Annotated in this window: 17 protein-coding genes; 8 read left to right on the top strand and 9 right to left on the bottom strand. The window is 65.9% G+C overall.

All coding sequences use genetic code 11. The annotated features are described in order from the left end of the window. Positions 1 to 2 precede the first annotated feature (2 nt). From BTHE68_RS26485 to BTHE68_RS26465, 5 genes are read right to left on the bottom strand one after another with little or no spacing between them, the layout of a single operon-like run. Positions 3 to 1,139, bottom strand: coding sequence for an NAD(P)/FAD-dependent oxidoreductase (locus BTHE68_RS26485; protein WP_162069292.1), 1,137 nt, complete (start codon positions 1,137 to 1,139; stop codon positions 3 to 5). Next, positions 1,136 to 1,933 carry an ABC transporter permease gene (locus tag BTHE68_RS26480; RefSeq protein WP_061177516.1) on the bottom strand — a complete coding sequence of 266 codons (798 nt, stop codon included), beginning with the start codon at positions 1,931 to 1,933 and terminating at the stop codon, positions 1,136 to 1,138. Before BTHE68_RS26480 ends, BTHE68_RS26485 begins: the two co-directional genes overlap by 4 nt. 16 nt (positions 1,934 to 1,949) lie before the next feature. Next, on the bottom strand, positions 1,950 to 2,822 hold the full coding sequence (locus BTHE68_RS26475) for an ABC transporter permease (protein WP_162069291.1): 873 nt from the start codon (positions 2,820 to 2,822) through the stop codon (positions 1,950 to 1,952). Next, complete coding sequence (locus tag BTHE68_RS26470) at positions 2,809 to 3,897, bottom strand: ABC transporter ATP-binding protein (protein ID WP_162069290.1); 1,089 nt, start codon at positions 3,895 to 3,897, stop codon at positions 2,809 to 2,811. Before BTHE68_RS26470 ends, BTHE68_RS26475 begins: the two co-directional genes overlap by 14 nt. 42 nt (positions 3,898 to 3,939) lie before the next feature. After that, positions 3,940 to 4,995, bottom strand: coding sequence for an ABC transporter substrate-binding protein (locus BTHE68_RS26465; protein ID WP_162069289.1), 1,056 nt, complete (start codon positions 4,993 to 4,995; stop codon positions 3,940 to 3,942). Between the two features lie 180 nt (positions 4,996 to 5,175). On the opposite strand from BTHE68_RS26465, the gene BTHE68_RS26460 reads away from it, so the two are divergent. Next, positions 5,176 to 6,114, top strand: a complete 939-nt coding sequence (locus BTHE68_RS26460) for a LysR substrate-binding domain-containing protein (protein WP_162069288.1) — start codon at positions 5,176 to 5,178, stop codon at positions 6,112 to 6,114. A 40-nt stretch (positions 6,115 to 6,154) separates the two neighbouring features. Further along, on the top strand, positions 6,155 to 6,628 hold the full coding sequence (locus BTHE68_RS26455; RefSeq protein WP_162069287.1) for a VOC family protein: 474 nt from the start codon (positions 6,155 to 6,157) through the stop codon (positions 6,626 to 6,628). Positions 6,629 to 6,664: 36 nt separating this feature from the next. Here the strand turns inward: BTHE68_RS26455 and BTHE68_RS26450 are convergent, their stop codons facing one another. After that, positions 6,665 to 7,966, bottom strand: coding sequence for an aspartate aminotransferase family protein (locus BTHE68_RS26450; RefSeq protein WP_162069286.1), 1,302 nt, complete (start codon positions 7,964 to 7,966; stop codon positions 6,665 to 6,667). Positions 7,967 to 8,043: 77 nt separating this feature from the next. Between BTHE68_RS26450 and BTHE68_RS26445 the strand changes: the two genes are divergently transcribed. From BTHE68_RS26445 to BTHE68_RS26430, 4 genes are all read left to right on the top strand, one after another. Next, positions 8,044 to 8,928, top strand: a complete 885-nt coding sequence (locus BTHE68_RS26445; RefSeq protein ID WP_174258122.1) for a LysR family transcriptional regulator — start codon at positions 8,044 to 8,046, stop codon at positions 8,926 to 8,928. Between the two features lie 54 nt (positions 8,929 to 8,982). Continuing rightward, positions 8,983 to 9,483 carry a helix-turn-helix domain-containing protein gene (locus tag BTHE68_RS26440; RefSeq protein WP_162069284.1) on the top strand — a complete coding sequence of 167 codons (501 nt, stop codon included), beginning with the start codon at positions 8,983 to 8,985 and terminating at the stop codon, positions 9,481 to 9,483. Then, on the top strand, positions 9,480 to 9,896 hold the full coding sequence (locus tag BTHE68_RS26435; RefSeq protein WP_162069283.1) for a VOC family protein: 417 nt from the start codon (positions 9,480 to 9,482) through the stop codon (positions 9,894 to 9,896). The genes BTHE68_RS26440 and BTHE68_RS26435 overlap by 4 nt, the downstream gene beginning before the upstream one ends. Before the next feature lie 74 nt (positions 9,897 to 9,970). Then, the gene (locus BTHE68_RS26430) at positions 9,971 to 10,492 is read left to right on the top strand and encodes an SLATT domain-containing protein (RefSeq protein ID WP_162069282.1); all 522 of its coding nucleotides are present in this window, start codon (positions 9,971 to 9,973) and stop codon (positions 10,490 to 10,492) included. Here BTHE68_RS26430 and BTHE68_RS26425 read toward each other — a convergent pair. After that, on the bottom strand, positions 10,476 to 11,516 hold the full coding sequence (locus BTHE68_RS26425) for a GlxA family transcriptional regulator (protein ID WP_162069281.1): 1,041 nt from the start codon (positions 11,514 to 11,516) through the stop codon (positions 10,476 to 10,478). The genes BTHE68_RS26430 and BTHE68_RS26425 overlap by 17 nt on opposite strands. Positions 11,517 to 11,711: 195 nt before the next feature. Between BTHE68_RS26425 and BTHE68_RS26420 the strand changes: the two genes are divergently transcribed. Beyond that, complete coding sequence (locus tag BTHE68_RS26420; protein WP_162069280.1) at positions 11,712 to 12,671, top strand: homocysteine S-methyltransferase family protein; 960 nt, start codon at positions 11,712 to 11,714, stop codon at positions 12,669 to 12,671. A gap of 39 nt (positions 12,672 to 12,710) precedes the next feature. Here the strand turns inward: BTHE68_RS26420 and BTHE68_RS26415 are convergent, their stop codons facing one another. Next, entirely contained in the window at positions 12,711 to 12,914 is a 204-nt protein-coding gene (locus BTHE68_RS26415; RefSeq protein WP_162069279.1) for a hypothetical protein, read from the bottom strand. Positions 12,915 to 13,068: 154 nt separating this feature from the next. On the opposite strand from BTHE68_RS26415, the gene BTHE68_RS26410 reads away from it, so the two are divergent. After that, on the top strand, positions 13,069 to 13,845 hold the full coding sequence (locus BTHE68_RS26410; RefSeq protein ID WP_162069278.1) for a sulfite exporter TauE/SafE family protein: 777 nt from the start codon (positions 13,069 to 13,071) through the stop codon (positions 13,843 to 13,845). Between the two features lie 5 nt (positions 13,846 to 13,850). On the opposite strand, the gene BTHE68_RS26405 is transcribed toward BTHE68_RS26410, so the two are convergent. Next, positions 13,851 to 15,467 carry a rhodanese homology domain-containing protein gene (locus BTHE68_RS26405; RefSeq protein ID WP_162069277.1) on the bottom strand — a complete coding sequence of 539 codons (1,617 nt, stop codon included), beginning with the start codon at positions 15,465 to 15,467 and terminating at the stop codon, positions 13,851 to 13,853. Positions 15,468 to 15,477: the final 10 nt, after the last annotated feature.

Genomic DNA, 15,477 nt, shown 5'->3' with positions numbered 1-15,477 from the left:
ACTCAATGTGCGGGAGTCAGTTCTTGTGCGTGCTCGAAGCGGCGCGCGGAGAAGCTGGGCAGTTCATCGGGCATCGGCGCGCCCATGATCCACGGCGCGACGCGCAGCGCATGCGCGGCGGCGAGCGTCACGCCACTGTGGCAAGTGACGACGAACGCGCCCGGATGCGCCTGCGATGCGTCGTAGATCGGAAAGCCGTCGGGACTGTAGACGCGCAACGCGGCCCACATGCGAACGAGCCGCACGTGCCTGAGCATCGGGAAGGCGCGCACGCCGCGGCGGGCGATGTCGGCGAGCACGTGCGTCGTGGTGAAATCGTTGAAGCCGACTTCTTCCATCGAATCGCCGAATTGCACGCTGCCCTCGTCGGTCTGGCGCACGTTGAGCGTCGGATAGTGGAGAAACGGCGCGACGCGCTCGCTCACCAGCACTTGCCCGCGATTCGGCGCGACCGGCGCATTCAGTCCGACGAACGGCGCAAGCGCGCGATTGCCGAGGCCCGCCGCGAGCACGACGCGCGCCGCGCGATACGTGCCGCGCTTGCCCGTTACCGTGAATCCGCCCGCTTCCGGCACGACGCGTTCCGCGCGCTCCGCCGACACGAGCCGCACGCCGCGCGCCCGCATCGCCGCGTGCAGGGCGCGCAGCAGTTTGAGCGGATTCACGTGGCCGTCCATCGGCGTATAGCTCGCGCCGATCACGGCGGGCCCGATCTGCGGAATGCGCTCGCGCACTTCGGCGGCGCTGAGCATCTGATACGGGTAATCGCCGAGCTCGGCCTTGAGCGTCGAGAGGCGCTTCTCGCGTTCCGCGCGTTCTTCGTCATCGAACAGGAACTGGAAGCCGCCCGGCTGACGCAGCGCGACATCGATGCCGGTTTCGCTCTGCAAGGCATCGGCGAATCCGGGCCAGCGCGTCGACGAACTGCGCGACCATTGCGCGTACGGCGACAAGCCATAGCCCTTGCCCTGAATCCACACGAGGCCGAAGTTGCCGCGCGAGGCGCGCAGGCCGCCGTCGTCTTCGTCGAGCACGGTCACGCGCGCGCCTTCGCGGGCGAGCCCGTAGGCCACGGCCGAGCCGACCAGGCCGCCGCCCAGGACGAGCACATCGGGGCTGGCGGAGCTTGAAAATGTCATCGGGCTTCTCCGATCAGAATGCGATCCAGTCCGACCATGCGGTCGAGCAGGATCATCAGCAGGACCGTGCCGACGATCAGCACCGCCGAGACCGACGCCACCAGCGGATCGATCGTCTGCGCGATCTGGTTGTACATGGCGACGGGCAGCGTGGTGGTGCCGGGCGTCGCGACGAAGATGGTCATCGTGAGTTCGTCGAAGCTCTGGATGAACGAGAGCACCCAGCCGCCGGCGACGCCCGTGCGGATCATCGGCAGCACGACGCGGCGAAACGCGGTGAAGCGGCTCGCGCCACACGAGAGCGCCGCGCGCTCGGCATCGCGATCGAGCCCGACGGCGGAAGACAGCGCAAGCCGCAACGCATACGGCAGCACGATGATCACGTGCGCCGCGACCAGCGACCAGAACGAGCCCGACAGATGCAGCAGCGACAGAAAGCGCAGGAACGCGATGCCGAGCACGACCGCCGGAATCATCATCGGCGAGAGGAAGAAGCTCGTGAGCGCGGCGCGGCCCGGAAAGCGATAGCGCGCGATCGCAAGCGCGGCGGGCACCGCGAGCAGCACGCCGATGGTCGCCGCCGCGAACGCGAGCCGCACCGACAGCCAGAACGCCGCGACGATGTCGCCGTTCTCGATGATCGCGTGGAACCAGCGGAAAGACGCGCCATCGAAGGGCATCGAGATGAAGCCCTTGTCGGTGAAGGCGACGAGCATCACCACCGCGAGCGGCGCGACGATGAAGGTCAGGAAGAACGCGTTGTAGGTGAGCGCGAGCCAGCCGTTTTCTTTCATGATGTGGGTCCTCCGCTCAGTCGAAGATATGCCGGAAGCGGCGTTCGGCGAGACGGCTGCAACCCATCACGATCGCCACGTTCGCAATCAGCAGCAGCACTGCGATGCTCGCGCCCAGCGGCCAGTTGAGCGTGCCGAGGAATTCGTCGTAGGCGGCGGTCGCCACCACTTTCAGCCGCCGTCCGCCGATCAGCGCGGGCGTGGCGAACGCCGACGCCGACAGCGCGAACACGATGATCGAGCCCGACAGCACGCCCGGCATGATCTGCGGCAGCACCACGCGGCGAAACACCGCGAATGGCGAGCCGCCGAGCGAGCGGCCGGCCCATTCCACCTGCGGGTCGAGCTTCTGCATCGTCGCCCAGACCGACATCACCATGAACGGCACCAGCACGTGCGTGAGCGCGATGATCACGCCGGTCATCGTGAAGACCAGGCGGATGGGTTCGTCGGTGACGTGCAGCGCCTGCAGCACGTTGTTGAGCACGCCGTTGTTGCCGAGCAGGATCTGCCAGCCGAGCGTGCGTACGACCACCGAGATGAGCAGCGGGCCGAGCACGATCAGCAGACACAGCGATTGCCACGGCCGCTTCATGCGCGCGAGCACGATGGTCTCCGGCACGCCGAGCACGATCGAGAGCAGCGTGACCGCGAACGCGAGCCCGGCGGTGCGCAGGAAGATCGTGCCGTAATAAGGATCGCTTATCACTTCCCAGTAGTTGCCGAGCGTAAAGGCGGGCAAGACGCCGGCCGTATCGTTGAACACGCGGAACGACAGCATCAGCGTGAGCAGGAGCGGCACCAGCAGCAGGCCGATGAAAAGCAGCAGCGCGGGCCCCGACAGCAGCCACGGCGCGGCGCCGGGACGGGCGTCGTCAAGCGTGGCCATTGACGTTCTCCCGGATGTCCTGGGTGAGCACGCGCAGGTCGTCGTCGGTCCAGTCGAGACCGACTTCGTCGCCTTCCTCAGGCGGCGGCGCGCCGTGATTCGGCTGCGCCACGCGCAGCTTGCCGAGGCCGGTCTCCACTTCGAGCAGCCATTGATTGCCGACGAACACGCGCGTCGCGATGCGGCCGCGCACGCGGGCATCGCCAGTCTTGCCGTTCGCCAGATGCACCTTCTCCGGACGGATGTAGACGTTCACCGCGCCATCGACATGACGGCCTTCGTGCGGCACATGCATCTGCGTGCCCGCGACGTCGACGATCGCGCAGCGCGGATTGCGCCGCAGCACTTCGCCGGAAAACGCATTGGTGCGACCGAGAAAGGTCGACGCGAACGGCGTCGCGGGGCGCTCGTAGGCGTCGTAGGGCGTGGAGAGCTGCGAGATCGCGCCGCGATGCATCACCGCGATGCGGTCGCTCATCGTCATCGCTTCGACCTGATCGTGCGTGACGAGGATCGTCGTGATGCCAAGACGCTTCTGGATCGCGCGCAATTCGATGTGCATCTCCTCGCGCAGCTTGGCGTCGAGATTGGACATCGGTTCGTCGAGCAGCAGCAGTTCGGGCTGCATCGCGATAGCACGGGCGATCGCCACACGCTGCCGCTGGCCGCCCGACAGTTCCTTCGGATAGCGATGCCCGAGTCCGTTCAGACGCACCAGCGCGAGCGCTTCGGCGACGCGTTCGTCGCGCTCGCGGCGCTTCACCTTGCGCATCTCCAGTCCGAAGCCGACGTTGCCCGCCACCGTCATGTGCGGAAACAGCGCGTAGCTCTGAAACACCACGCCGATGCCGCGTTTTTCCGGGCGCTCGTGGGTGATGTCGCGTCCATCGAGTTCGATGCGGCCGGTCGTCGGCGTGACGAAGCCCGCGACCATTTGCAGCGTGGTGGTCTTGCCGCAGCCGGACGGGCCGAGCAGCGACAATAGCTCGCCGCGCTCGACCGCCAGATCGAGCTGCTCGATCGCCGTGAAATCGCCGTAGCGTTTCGAAATGCCTTGCAGAGTCAGAAAGGCCATGCGCGTTGCTCCTTCGTCACGTCAACGGATCGTGGGCGCGCTTCAGCGCTCGACCGAACGGTTCCAGCGCTCGGTCCACTCGGTGCGATGCTGGTTGATCGTGGCCCAGTCCATCGCGGTGAGCTTCGAGATCTGCTCGGGGCCGTAGGGCACGCGCGCGGCGATTTCCGGCGTCAGCTTGACGGTCTTGTTGACCGGCCCGAGACCGATGTTCTGCGCCTGCAGCATCTGCACTTCGGGCGTCAGAAGATACTGCACGAACTGCTGCGACAGGGCGGGCTGCGCGTTCTCCGCGACGACGCACGCCGCCACCTGCAACGCGACCGCGCCTTCCTTCGGGTAGACGAACTTGAGCGGAAAGCCGGTGTTCTGCAGGGCCACCGCGCGGCCGCTGCCGTAGGGCGCGAGAATCACGTCGCCGGACTGCATCTGGCCGTCCATCTCGCCGGGCGTCGGCGCCCACGAGAGCACGTTGGGCGCGACCTGCTTCGTCATTTCGGTGAAGCCCGGATCGATGTTCTTCTCGCCGCCGCCGGACAGCCGCGCGAGCATCACGAGCGTATGCAGGCCGTAGGTGTTGGTGATCGGCGGCACGCCGAGCTTGCCCTTGATGCGCTTGTCGGTGAGCGCCTTCCACGAATCGGGCGGCGGCAGGCCGGCCTTCTTGAACGCCTGCTCGTTGTAGCCGATTCCCGTCGCCACCATGCCGACGCCGATCGACGTGGGACCGAGCTTCGCGAGCGGATAGACGTCGTTCATGATCGGCGCGTCGTCGAGCTTCGCGCACAGGTTCATCTGCATCGCCTGATACATGGGGCCGTCGTCCATCACGGCGACGTTGATCTGCTGATGGCCCTTTTGCGCCTGGAGCTTGGCGAGCGTGTCGCTCGAATTGCCCGCGACGTAGACGACCTTGACGTCGTGCGCCTTCTCGAACGGCGGAATGATCTTCTGCCGATACAGCTGCTCGTTCGAACCGCCGACGTTGGCGACATAGAGCGTGGTTTCGGCGTGGGCGGCGAGTGCTCCGGTGATCGAAAGGACCGCGAACGCGGTGCGGGACAGGACGGACAGACGGCGAGGCAGCGCGCTTCTCATGACGACGATCTCCAGTTCCGTTACGTGGGGAGCGGGCTCGTTTGCCCGTCGATGGAATGAAGTGTCGCGCCGGGTGGTCATATCGTCCAATACGAATAAAATACTTATCTATGCAGGGATGATATGGATCGGGATCGTCGAGAATAGGGAAAATACGGGGAAAATACGGGGAAAATACCCATGAATCTGAAGCACATCGAGGCGTTTCGCGAGGTGATGGTGTCCGGATCCATGACCGCGGCGGCCAAGGCGCTGTTCACGTCGCAGCCCAATGTCAGCCGGCTGATTTCGCAACTGGAGCGCGAAACCGGTCTGCAGCTTTTTCAGCGCAGCGGCGTGCGGCTGATTCCCACGAGCGAGGGTACCGCCTTCTTCCGCGAGGTCGAACGTGCGTTCGTCGGCTTGCAGGGACTCGCGAATGCGGCGGCGCAGATCCGCAATCTCGGCAGCGGCCGTTTGCGCATTGCGGCGATGCCTTCGGCGGGCATCACGCTCGTGCCGCACGCGATCAAGCGCTTCGTCGAGCTATTTCCGGAAGTCACGGTGTCGCTGCATGTGAACACGTCGGGCACGGTGAATCACTGGACGGCGTCGCAGTTCTGCGATCTGGGCGTTGCCGTGTATGTGAGCGAGGCGTCGAACTGCGATGTGGAGCAGCTATCGAGCGTGTCCGCCGTGTGCGTGATGCCGGCGAAGCATCGGCTCGTGGCGAAGCGCGTCATCAGGCCGGAGGATCTGGAAGGCGAATCGTTCATTTCGCTGTGTCACGGCGACGGCACGCGCGCGTTGATGGACGAAGTGTTCCAGCGCGCGGGCGTGAAGCGCGTGCTCGCGATCGAGGCGCAATACACCGCGATGTGCTGCGAGATGGTGCGGCACGGCATGGGCGTGACGCTTGCGCATCCGATCGTCGCGCGCGATTTCCGAGGACCGGATATCGCGATCCGTCCGTTCCTGCCGGCGGTGCGCTTTCCGACCTATCTGCTGTTTCCGCCGCATCGGCCGCGCGAGCGGCTTGCGTCGGCGTTCGTCGAGGTGTTGCGCGCGCTGCACGAGGAATTGCTGGCGGAAGTCGTGCCGTCCGCGCGGGGCCGGGCGCGCGCGGTGGCGCGGGCGTGATATCGTCGGCGCACTGTCCACTGTCTCGAAGGAGAACGCGATGGCCGAGCTAGTCAATTGTCTGTGGTTCGATGGCGACGCGCGTGAGGCGGCGGAGTTCTACGCCGCCACGTTTCCGGATAGCCATGTCGGCGCGGGGCACGTTTCCGCGAAGCCGGGCGTGGGGCAGGGGCCTGAACTGACCGTCGAATTCACCGTGCTGGGTCAGCGTTTTCTCGGGCTGAACGGCGGCCCGAATTTCAAGCCGAATGAAGCGGTGAGCTTCATGGTCCACACCGACAGCGCGCAGGAGACGGATCGTTACTGGAACGCGATCATCGGCAATGGCGGCGAGGAGGGACCGTGCGGGTGGTGCAAGGACCGCTGGGGCTTTTCCTGGCAGATCACGCCGAAGCGGATGCTCGAGATTTTCAACAGCCCCGATCGCGAAGCCGCGCGACGCGCGATGGACGCGATGATGCAGATGAAGAAGATCGACATCGACGCGATCGAGCGCGCGGCGGCGGGCGGGTAAATGGTTGGGGCGTCGCACGCGGCGACGCCCTCGGACCTATAGCGACCGCTCGATAGCCTTGCTCAGCAAATCAAGCCCGAGATCAATTTCTTCCTCGCTGACGGTAAGCGGCGGTGCGATGCGAAACACCCCACCCATCCCGGGCAACTGCACGATATTCATGCTGAGGCCCAGATTCATGCACTCGCGTGTGATCTTCGCGCCCAGTCCATCGGCGGGTTCTTTCGTGCGGCGATCCCTGACGATTTCCACGCCGAGCAGCAGACCACGTCCACGCACATCGCCGATGCAGTCGAAGCGCTCCATCAGATCGAGCAGTCCGCGTCTGAGCCGCGCGCTCATCACGTTCGCGCGCGCGACGAGCCCGTCGCGTTCGACCACATCGAGCACGCGTAGTCCGACGGCTGCCGGCAGCGGATCGGACACGTGCGTCGTGTAGAACAGATAGCCGAGTTCATGCGCTCGTTCCTCGATCTCCGCCGACGTGACGACCGCCGCGAGCGGCAAACCCGCGCCGAGCGTTTTCGATAGCGTGAGGATGTCGGGCGTGACGCCGTCGCGCTGGCACGCGAACATCGTGCCCGTGCGGCCGATGCCGGTCTGCGCTTCGTCGAGGATCAGGAACATGCCGCGCTCCTCGCACTTGCGCTTGAGCGCCGCCATGTAGCCTTCCGGCAACTCGATGATCCCGCCCGAACTCAGAATCGGTTCCGCGATGAACGCCGCGAGATTGCCGCTCGACTGCCGGTCGATGAGATCGAACGCGTAATCCAGTTCCGCGAGCCAGTCGTACTGGCCGTTGCGTTCGAAGCGCGCGCGATACGCAAACGGCGCGGGAATCGCAAACGAGCCGACCGCCGCCGGACCGACGCCCTTGCGCCCGGCGCTGTACGTCGCCGACGCGGCATGGCCCGTCATGCCGTGCCACGACTGCGCAAAGCCGACGACTTCGTATTTGCCCGTGACGAGCTTGGCCATGCGGATCGCGGCCTCGTTCGACTCCGCGCCGGTGCTGAGCAACAGCGCGCGATCGAGGCCGGCGGGCGTGATATCGGCGAGACGCGTCGCGAGATCGACCACGGGACGCGACAGCATCCCGCTGAACAGATGGTCCAGCTTGCCCGCATATTCGCTGATTACCGAGACGATGTCGGGATGGCTGTGGCCGAGCACCGCGCTCATCTGGCCCGACGTGAAATCGAGAATCGCGCGGCCATCGGCGTCGTAGACGAAGCTGCCCTGCGCGCGCTCGATGATCATCGGCTCGAAGGTGCCGCCGTAGCGAATCAGATGCTGCCTGGCGTTGTGCCAAAAAGTTGCGTCGTTGTTCAGGGACACCGTGCTTCTCCTGGCGGATGGTGAGAGGAATTTGCAGTGTAGTCGGCGCTGTGGTTTTATAGAATCGAATAGTTCTAATGCGAGATAGAAGAGGATCTAATATCTTGAGCCTTTCGCTGGAGATCGAATTGCTGCGCTCGTTCGCGGTCATCGCCGAAGTGCGGGCGCTGAGCCGCGCCGCCGAGCGCATCGGCCGGACGCAATCGGCGCTGAGCCAGCAGATGAAGCGGCTGGAGGATATCGTCGATCAGCCGCTCTTTCAGCGCACCGGCCGTGGCGTCGTGCTGACCAATCCCGGCGAGCGCCTGCTGGTTCACGCGCAACGCATCCTGCGCCTGCACGACGAAGCCATGGCCGATCTCTGCGGCAAGGGCCTTTCGGGCAGCATCCGCTTCGGCTGTCCGGACGATTACGCCGCCGTCTTTTTGCCGACGCTGCTGCGGCAGTTTTCCAGCCAGCATCCGCATGCGCTGGTCGAAGTCGTGTGCGGTCCGACGCCCCGGCTCGCCGAGCAGTTGAAGAAACGCGCGCTGGATCTCGCGATGCTCTCGCTGCCCGAAGACAGCCCCGGCGGCGAGGTCATCCGGCGCGAGCAGCTCGTGTGGATCGGCTGCCCGGGGATGGAATCCGCGCACTACGATCCGTTGCCGCTCGCGCTCTCCGATCCGGACACGCTCGACCATATCGCCGCATGCGAGGCGTTGCAGCGCGCGGGCAAGGCGTATCGCATCGCGTATGCGAGCAGCAGTCTCGCGGGACTCACCGCGCTGGTGCGCTCGGGTCAGGCTTTCGCGGTCATCACACAGACAGCGGTGCCTGCGGATCTCTGCGTGCTGAACGCGGATACCGGATTGCCCGCGTTGCCGGGCGTGGGCATATCGCTGAAGTTTGCGCGGGAGCGTCCGTCGCTGTTGACGGCGGCGTTCGCGGAACACATCAGGCTCACGCTGCCGTTGCTGTGAGGGGCGGGGCGCGTCCAGTTAAACTAGCCGCACGCATTTTCGTCCCGACGCCACATGCCATCCCACGACCCCGACGCCTTGCAGGACCCGGCCCTGCTGCGCCGCCTTCTGCGCGCGAAGGACCGCATGGATGCGTCGTCGCACGAAGACTGGCCGGTCAGGCGGCTGGCCGAAGTCAGCGGCGTCTCGGAAGCCCATTTCGCGCGCTCGTTCAAGCGCGCGTTCGGCCTTCCGCCGCATCGCTATCTGTTGACGCGGCGCATCGAGCAGGCCGTCACGCTGTTGCGCGATACCGATCTTCCCATCACCGACATCGCATTCGTCACCGGCTGGGAAAGCCTCGGCACCTTCGGCCGCATCTTTCGCGATATCACCGGCCACAGTCCGGGCGCGATGCGCGCCGCATCCCGCAGCGATAACCACGCGATCGATCGCGTGCCCGCCTGCGTGCTGAAGGCCGCGCAGCGCCCGGATCTCAACATCGCAGTTTTGGAGAAGCGGCGGCGCGTCGCGAACGGTAAAGTGCGCCCATCTTCAACGAAGGAGGTCACATGAACCAGGGCATCAGCGTGGCAGGCATCTATGTCGACGATCAGGACGAAGCGCTCGCGTTTTACGTCGACAAGCTCGGATTCCGCGTCCACACCGACGTGCGCAACGGCACGTACCGATGGCTCACCGTGCAGCATCCGGATCAGCCGTCGTTCCAGCTCGGCCTGTTCGCGCCCGGCCCGCCCGTTCACGACGACGCGACGGCGCAAACCCTGCGCGCGATGGTCGCCAAGGGCGCGATGCCGCCGCTCGTGCTCAATGTCGCCGATTGCCGCGCGAGCTACGAACGGCTGAAGGCGAGCGGCGTGGAGTTCACACAGGAGCCGGTCGATCGCTTCGGCAGTGTCGACGCCGGCTTCCGCGATCCCGCCGGCAATGGCTGGAAGATGATCCAGCCGCCGCGCAACGACAAGTGAGTCGCGGGGTGATCGGGACGTGATCTGTCCGCATTCGCGGCAAAGATGAGGTCTGTTCGCACAACGCTTAGAACATGACCGACACGTCCCTGGAACTTTCGCCAGCCGGCTCCGCATCCTCGTACGATCCACCTCGCGACACGTCATCGCTCGTGCTGACGTGGGTCCGGCGCGCGCGCGAATCGCAGCTTCGCCATTACGCGATGGCCGACCGCCTGACGCGCTGCGGCCGGCGTCTGGGGCTCGCCGTCATCGGCATTACGGCGGCGACGGGCACATCGGCGTTTCTGTCGCTCGTCGCGACAGCGGTGTCGCCGGATGTGCGCGTCGTCATCGGCATGACGAGTCTGAGCGCCGCCGTGCTCGCCTCGTTGCAGACATTCCTGCGTTACGGCGAGCGCGCCGAGCTGCATCGCCGTGCGGGCGCGCAGTACGGCGCGGTGCGGCGGCGGCTCGAAGCGATCCACGCCGCCGATCCCTGCGTGCGCGACGCGTGCGTGATCGACGCGGTTCGCGACGAACTCGATCACATTGCGCAGACGGCGCCGCATCTGCCGCGTCGGGTGGCGGGAACGACGCTTACCGGTTCTCGCTGATGCAGCCGATCGCATCGCGCATCGCGCCGAAGCGGCGGCGATATTGTGCCGGCGTGAGACTCACCTTGCGTCTGAACAGCCGGCTGAAGAATCCCGCGTCTTCATAGCCGACTTCATTGGCGATGGCCTCGATCGGCTGACGGTCGGTTTCGAGCATCTGCTTGGCTTCCTCCAGCCGCAGCGTATGCACGTACGCGAGCGGCGACATGCCGGTCGCCTGCTGAAAGCGGCGCTTGAACGAGCGCTCGGGCAGGCCGCTCATCTGCATCATCGCGCCGACGGGCGAGGGCTGCGCATAGTGCTCGGCGATCCACGACTGACACCGCGCGATGACCGCATCTTCCGCCTGCCGCGTGCGCGCGAGCCGCGCGAACGGCAGCTGGCCGACGTCGTGCCAGTCGACGAGATTGATGCGCGCCGTCTGCATCGCGGTTTCGATGCCCGCGAGCCGCGCGATCAGATACAGCGCGAGATCGAGCCACGACGTGCCGCCGCCCGCCATGATGAGCCGCTCGCCGTCGCCCGATGCGACGAGCGCGCGATGCGCGCGCACTTTGATCGACGGATATTGCCGTGACATGAAATCGCAGTACGCCCAGTGCGTGGTCGCATCGAGGCCATCGAGGAGGCCCGCTTCCGCGAGCAGGATCGCGCCCGAGCATGCCGTCGCGAGGATCTTGCCCTGCGCATGGCAGCGTCGCAGGCACGCGATTTCATCGTCGAAGCGGCCCGCGAGCGGCTCGCCGGGCGGCACCAGCAGCTCGGGCACGCAGATGACATCGGCGTCATCGCAGGCATCGAGCGTCGCCTCCGCCGTGATACGCACGTTGTTGCCGGCGATGAACGCGCCGCCGTGACGCGACACGACCATGGGCGCGATCGGCGCGCGCCCCGGCGTGCCCTCGACGATGAGACCCCAGTCGCGTCCCGCCGACATGAACATGTCGTACATGCCGTACACCACCGACGCCGACGTCTCGGGCAGCGCGAGGATGCAGATGCGCACGGGTGATCGGTCGTTCATGGCCGTTTTGTCCGGTTAGTTGCCGAAATGGCTTTGGTGTCGAACGCGCGCGGGTCGTATCGTGGCTCCGTCGTATTGTTATTTAAGTGTAAGGAAGGCGTGTGCGCCAGCCGGCTCCCACAGGGACGGGCAACGGCACGCGCGTGTTGTATCTCCTCCTTTCATTGACGTGGACCTCGTAGACGGAGCATGACCATGAGCCAGTACCGCACGCACCTTCCGCAGCTCGACGACGCGCTTTTCATGACCGACGGCGGCATCGAAACGACCTTGATCTTTCACGATGGCATCGAGCTGCCGTGCTTCGCCGCGTTCGATCTTCTGAAGGACGCCGCGGGCACGGCGCGCCTCGACGCGTATTTCCGGCGCTATGCGGCGCTGGCGCAAAGCGAGGGCGTCGGCCTGGTGCTCGAAGCGCCGACATGGCGCGCGAATGCGGACTGGGGCCGCAAGCTGGGCTATTCCGATGCCGCGCTCGCGCACGCCAACCGGCAGGCGATCGATTTGCTTGTGCGGGTGCGCGAGGCGTTTGAAACGCCGAACACGCCCATCGTCATCAGCGGGTGTCTGGGGCCGCGCGGCGATGCGTATCGCGTCGAGTCGCGCATGAGCCGCGAAGAGGCGCGCGCGTATCACCAGCCGCAGATCGATACGCTCGCGGCAACCGAAGCGGACATGATCGCGGCCTTCACGATCACGTATCCGGAAGAGGGCATCGGCGTGATCGATGCCGCCCGGGCGCGCGGCATGCCCGTGGCGATCTCGTTCACGCTCGAAACCGATGGACGTCTGCCGTCGGGCGATGCACTCGGCGATGTCATCGAGCGCGCCGATGCCCAAACGGACGCCTACGCCGCGTACTACATGATCAATTGCGCGCATCCGTCGCATTTCGAAACCGTACTCGGCGATGGCGGCGCGTGGCGCGACCGCGTGCATGGCATCCGCGCCAACGCGTCACGGCGCAGTCATGCCGACCTCGACGACGCCGCCGATCTCGACGACGGCGATCCCGTGGAACTCGGCGCGCAGTATCGTGCGCTGCACGCGTGGTTGCCGCGCATGAATGTGGTGGGCGGGTGTTGTGGCACGGATCATCGGCATGTGAGCGCGATCTGTGGCGCGATGAAGGCGGCGAGGGTGCGGTACGCATGAGGCGTCGGCGTGGTGAGGCTGCCAGCCGTCGCGCAGCACTCACCGCGCCCGCAGCGTCCCATGCGTCAACTGATATCCCGCGATCAGCCCCATGTCGTAGGCACTTTCCAGCGCGCGCACGATATCCATCGGCTTGACGAGAATGCCGTCGCCGAGCGCACCGCCGCGCTCGAAATCGACATCGAAACAATCAGCGGCAATCTCGCTCAACGTGTTCATTCGTTCATCGGTTAGCAGGCTCATTTTTTTCCTCCGATCCGGTATGCGATGCATTCTGGAGGCACTGAATTAGCTCTGTGTTAACCGATTTCCTGTCCCATTTCGTGAGGACAGACAGCCGGCCGGCAACACCCTAGACTGCGACCGATCGAATAATCGCTACAGCGAGGGAAGTGCCATGGCATTCACGCCGGAAACCATCGTCATCGTCATCGCTGCGGGGCTGTTCTGCGGCTTTCTCAACACAGTCGCGTCGTCAGGATCGGCGGTCTCGCTGCCGGTCCTGATGTCGGTCGGACTGCACGCGGTCGCGGCCAACGCAACCAATCGCGTGCCGGTCCTCGTCGGCGCGCTCGCCGCAACGGTCGGGCTGGCGCGCGAGGGCGCGATTCCATGGAAACGCGCACTCATCGTTGCCGCTCCGCTCACGCTGGGCGCCGCCGTCGGCGCGCTGCTGAGCGAACTCATGCCGAGCCACGATCTCAGGCTGGCCATCGTGGCCGCGGTGGTCGTCGCGCTCATTCTCGTGCTGACGAAGCTCAAGAACCTGCTGACGTCGGCATCCGACAGCGACGTCCGGCTGGACTGGAAACCGATGTCCCTGCTGTTCATCGTCGGCATCTGGACCGGCTTCATCGTGCTGGACTCGGGCACCTACATGTTGCTCGTGCTCGTGCTGACGTGCGGCATCACGCTCGTCGAGGCGAACGCGATCAAGAATCTGGCGACGCTCACCACGACGGTCGTGGCGATGGCGATCTTCGCCGCGCATCAGAGCATCGACTGGAAGACCGGCGGCATCATGGCGCTCGGCAGCGTCGCCGGAGGCCTGCTGGGCGCAAGGCTTGCGATCTCCGAGCAGGCGCGGCGCTGGATCGTGGGGCTGCTCGTCGTGGTGATCGTCGGCGAGCTGATCCATCTGGGGATGGGGTATTACGCGAGCATCGGCGCCTGATCCGCTCAGATCACGAAGAATCCATGCGTGCCGTCGCGCTCCAGTTGCGCGACGAGCCCGTATTCCCAGTCGAGATACGCCTGCATCGCCTCGCGCGCATTGTCGACGCCTTCATACGGACGGCGATAGCGATCGATGCGCGGCGACGCGAGCCTTGCTTCGCCGCCTTCGGTCGGCAAACCGGCGCGGCTCCAGGCCGCATTGCCGCCTTCGAGGACGTGAACGGGCTTGCCAGTCAGCGCCGCGACATCGGCGGCCGCGTAGGACGCAAGCGCGCTCGTGCCGCATGTGAGCACGTAGCGCTTCGCATCGGGCAGATTGCGCAGCTCGTCATGAGCGGGCGTGAGATGCGAGCGCAGAATCCAGTGCGCAGCGGGAATGTGCGCCTTGACGTAGTTCGCGCTCGGCGCGAAGTCGAGCAGTACGACGCCGCTCGACGGATCGTCGAGCAATGCCGCGAGCTGCTGCGGCGATAGCGTCGGTGCGGTCGCCGGCAAGGGCCGCTGCGGCTGCCACGCACCGCTTTCGGTCAGATCGCGCGGCGTGGCGTCATCGACGACATAGCTTTCGATGTTCATCTGCGCGAGCCACGACGCCGTCATGTTCGCGCGCACGCCGTCATCATCGAAGAGCACGACGCGCGCGCCGCGCACCGGCGCGAACATCTCCGTTTCCTGCACGAGCTGGCCGCCCGGCGCGCTGCGATATCCGCTCGCGTGCGCGGCTTCGTATTCGTCGGGCGTGCGTACATCGAAGCGATACGTCGTGCGCGACGCATCGCCGGCCCAGCGCGCGGCTTCGTCGAGCGAGGTGCGGCGCACGCCCGCGCGGGTCGCGAGCGCGAGCGCGGCCTGTCGCGATGCGCCGAGATGCGCCGCGTCGCGTCCCGCGTCGGGATCGAAGCGCCGCTCGCTGCCGCGCTCCAGCGTCTGCCCCGCGAGCGTCCAGCCGATCGTGCCGTTGCGCAGCGCGGCCACCGGATTCGGCAGCCCCGCATTGACGAGCGATTGCGCGCCGATGATGCTGCGCGTTCTGCCCGCGCAATTGACGACGACGCGCGTGGCCGGATCGGGCGCGAGCGCACGCGCGCGCAGCACGAGTTCCGCGCCCGGCACGCTGACGCTGCCGGGAATGTTCATGGTGCGATATTCGTCGAAACGGCGCGCATCGAGCACGACGAGATCGTCGCCATGTTTCAGCAACGCATCGAGCGCTTCGGCGGACAGCGAAGGCGTATGGCGCTTCGCTTCGACGAACTCGCCGAATGCCTTGCTCGGCACGTTGACGTCGCGGAAGACTTCGCCGCCCGCGCGAATCCAGCCGTCGAGACCGCCCGCGAGCAGCGCGACATCCGTGAAGCCGAGTTCGGCGAGCTTGTCGGCGGCGCGCGCGGCGAGACCTTCGCCGTCGTCGAGCAGGACGATCGGCACGTTGCGGCGCGGCAGGCGCGCGTACGCATCGAGTTCGATGCGCGAGAGCGGAAAATTCGCAGCAAAAAGCGGATGGCACTGCGCGTGCGGGTCTTCTTCGCGCACGTCGAGCAAGGCGATCTCGCGTCTGGCGAGCAGCGTTTCGCGCACGTCTTCGAACGTGCGAACAGGGTAAGGCTTCTTGTCGGACATGGCTGTGTGA

The organism is Burkholderia sp. THE68, from assembly GCF_009938265.1.
Classification (GTDB): domain Bacteria; phylum Pseudomonadota; class Gammaproteobacteria; order Burkholderiales; family Burkholderiaceae; genus Caballeronia.
The sequence above is the reverse complement of the archived record's forward strand: the minus strand, read 5'-3'. Positions and strand labels throughout refer to the sequence as shown.

Coding starts and splice junctions, on each gene's coding strand:
- BTHE68_RS26485 (WP_162069292.1), bottom strand. CDS start 1,139: ATGACATTTTCAAGCTCCGCCAGCCCCGATGTGCTCGTCCTGGGCGGC.
- BTHE68_RS26480 (WP_061177516.1), bottom strand. CDS start 1,933: ATGAAAGAAAACGGCTGGCTCGCGCTCACCTACAACGCGTTCTTCCTG.
- BTHE68_RS26475 (WP_162069291.1), bottom strand. CDS start 2,822: ATGGCCACGCTTGACGACGCCCGTCCCGGCGCCGCGCCGTGGCTGCTG.
- BTHE68_RS26470 (WP_162069290.1), bottom strand. CDS start 3,897: ATGGCCTTTCTGACTCTGCAAGGCATTTCGAAACGCTACGGCGATTTC.
- BTHE68_RS26465 (WP_162069289.1), bottom strand. CDS start 4,995: ATGAGAAGCGCGCTGCCTCGCCGTCTGTCCGTCCTGTCCCGCACCGCG.
- BTHE68_RS26460 (WP_162069288.1), top strand. CDS start 5,176: ATGAATCTGAAGCACATCGAGGCGTTTCGCGAGGTGATGGTGTCCGGA.
- BTHE68_RS26455 (WP_162069287.1), top strand. CDS start 6,155: ATGGCCGAGCTAGTCAATTGTCTGTGGTTCGATGGCGACGCGCGTGAG.
- BTHE68_RS26445 (WP_174258122.1), top strand. CDS start 8,044: ATGCGAGATAGAAGAGGATCTAATATCTTGAGCCTTTCGCTGGAGATC.
- BTHE68_RS26440 (WP_162069284.1), top strand. CDS start 8,983: ATGCCATCCCACGACCCCGACGCCTTGCAGGACCCGGCCCTGCTGCGC.
- BTHE68_RS26435 (WP_162069283.1), top strand. CDS start 9,480: ATGAACCAGGGCATCAGCGTGGCAGGCATCTATGTCGACGATCAGGAC.
- BTHE68_RS26430 (WP_162069282.1), top strand. CDS start 9,971: ATGACCGACACGTCCCTGGAACTTTCGCCAGCCGGCTCCGCATCCTCG.
- BTHE68_RS26425 (WP_162069281.1), bottom strand. CDS start 11,516: ATGAACGACCGATCACCCGTGCGCATCTGCATCCTCGCGCTGCCCGAG.
- BTHE68_RS26420 (WP_162069280.1), top strand. CDS start 11,712: ATGAGCCAGTACCGCACGCACCTTCCGCAGCTCGACGACGCGCTTTTC.
- BTHE68_RS26415 (WP_162069279.1), bottom strand. CDS start 12,914: ATGAGCCTGCTAACCGATGAACGAATGAACACGTTGAGCGAGATTGCC.
- BTHE68_RS26410 (WP_162069278.1), top strand. CDS start 13,069: ATGGCATTCACGCCGGAAACCATCGTCATCGTCATCGCTGCGGGGCTG.
- BTHE68_RS26405 (WP_162069277.1), bottom strand. CDS start 15,467: ATGTCCGACAAGAAGCCTTACCCTGTTCGCACGTTCGAAGACGTGCGC.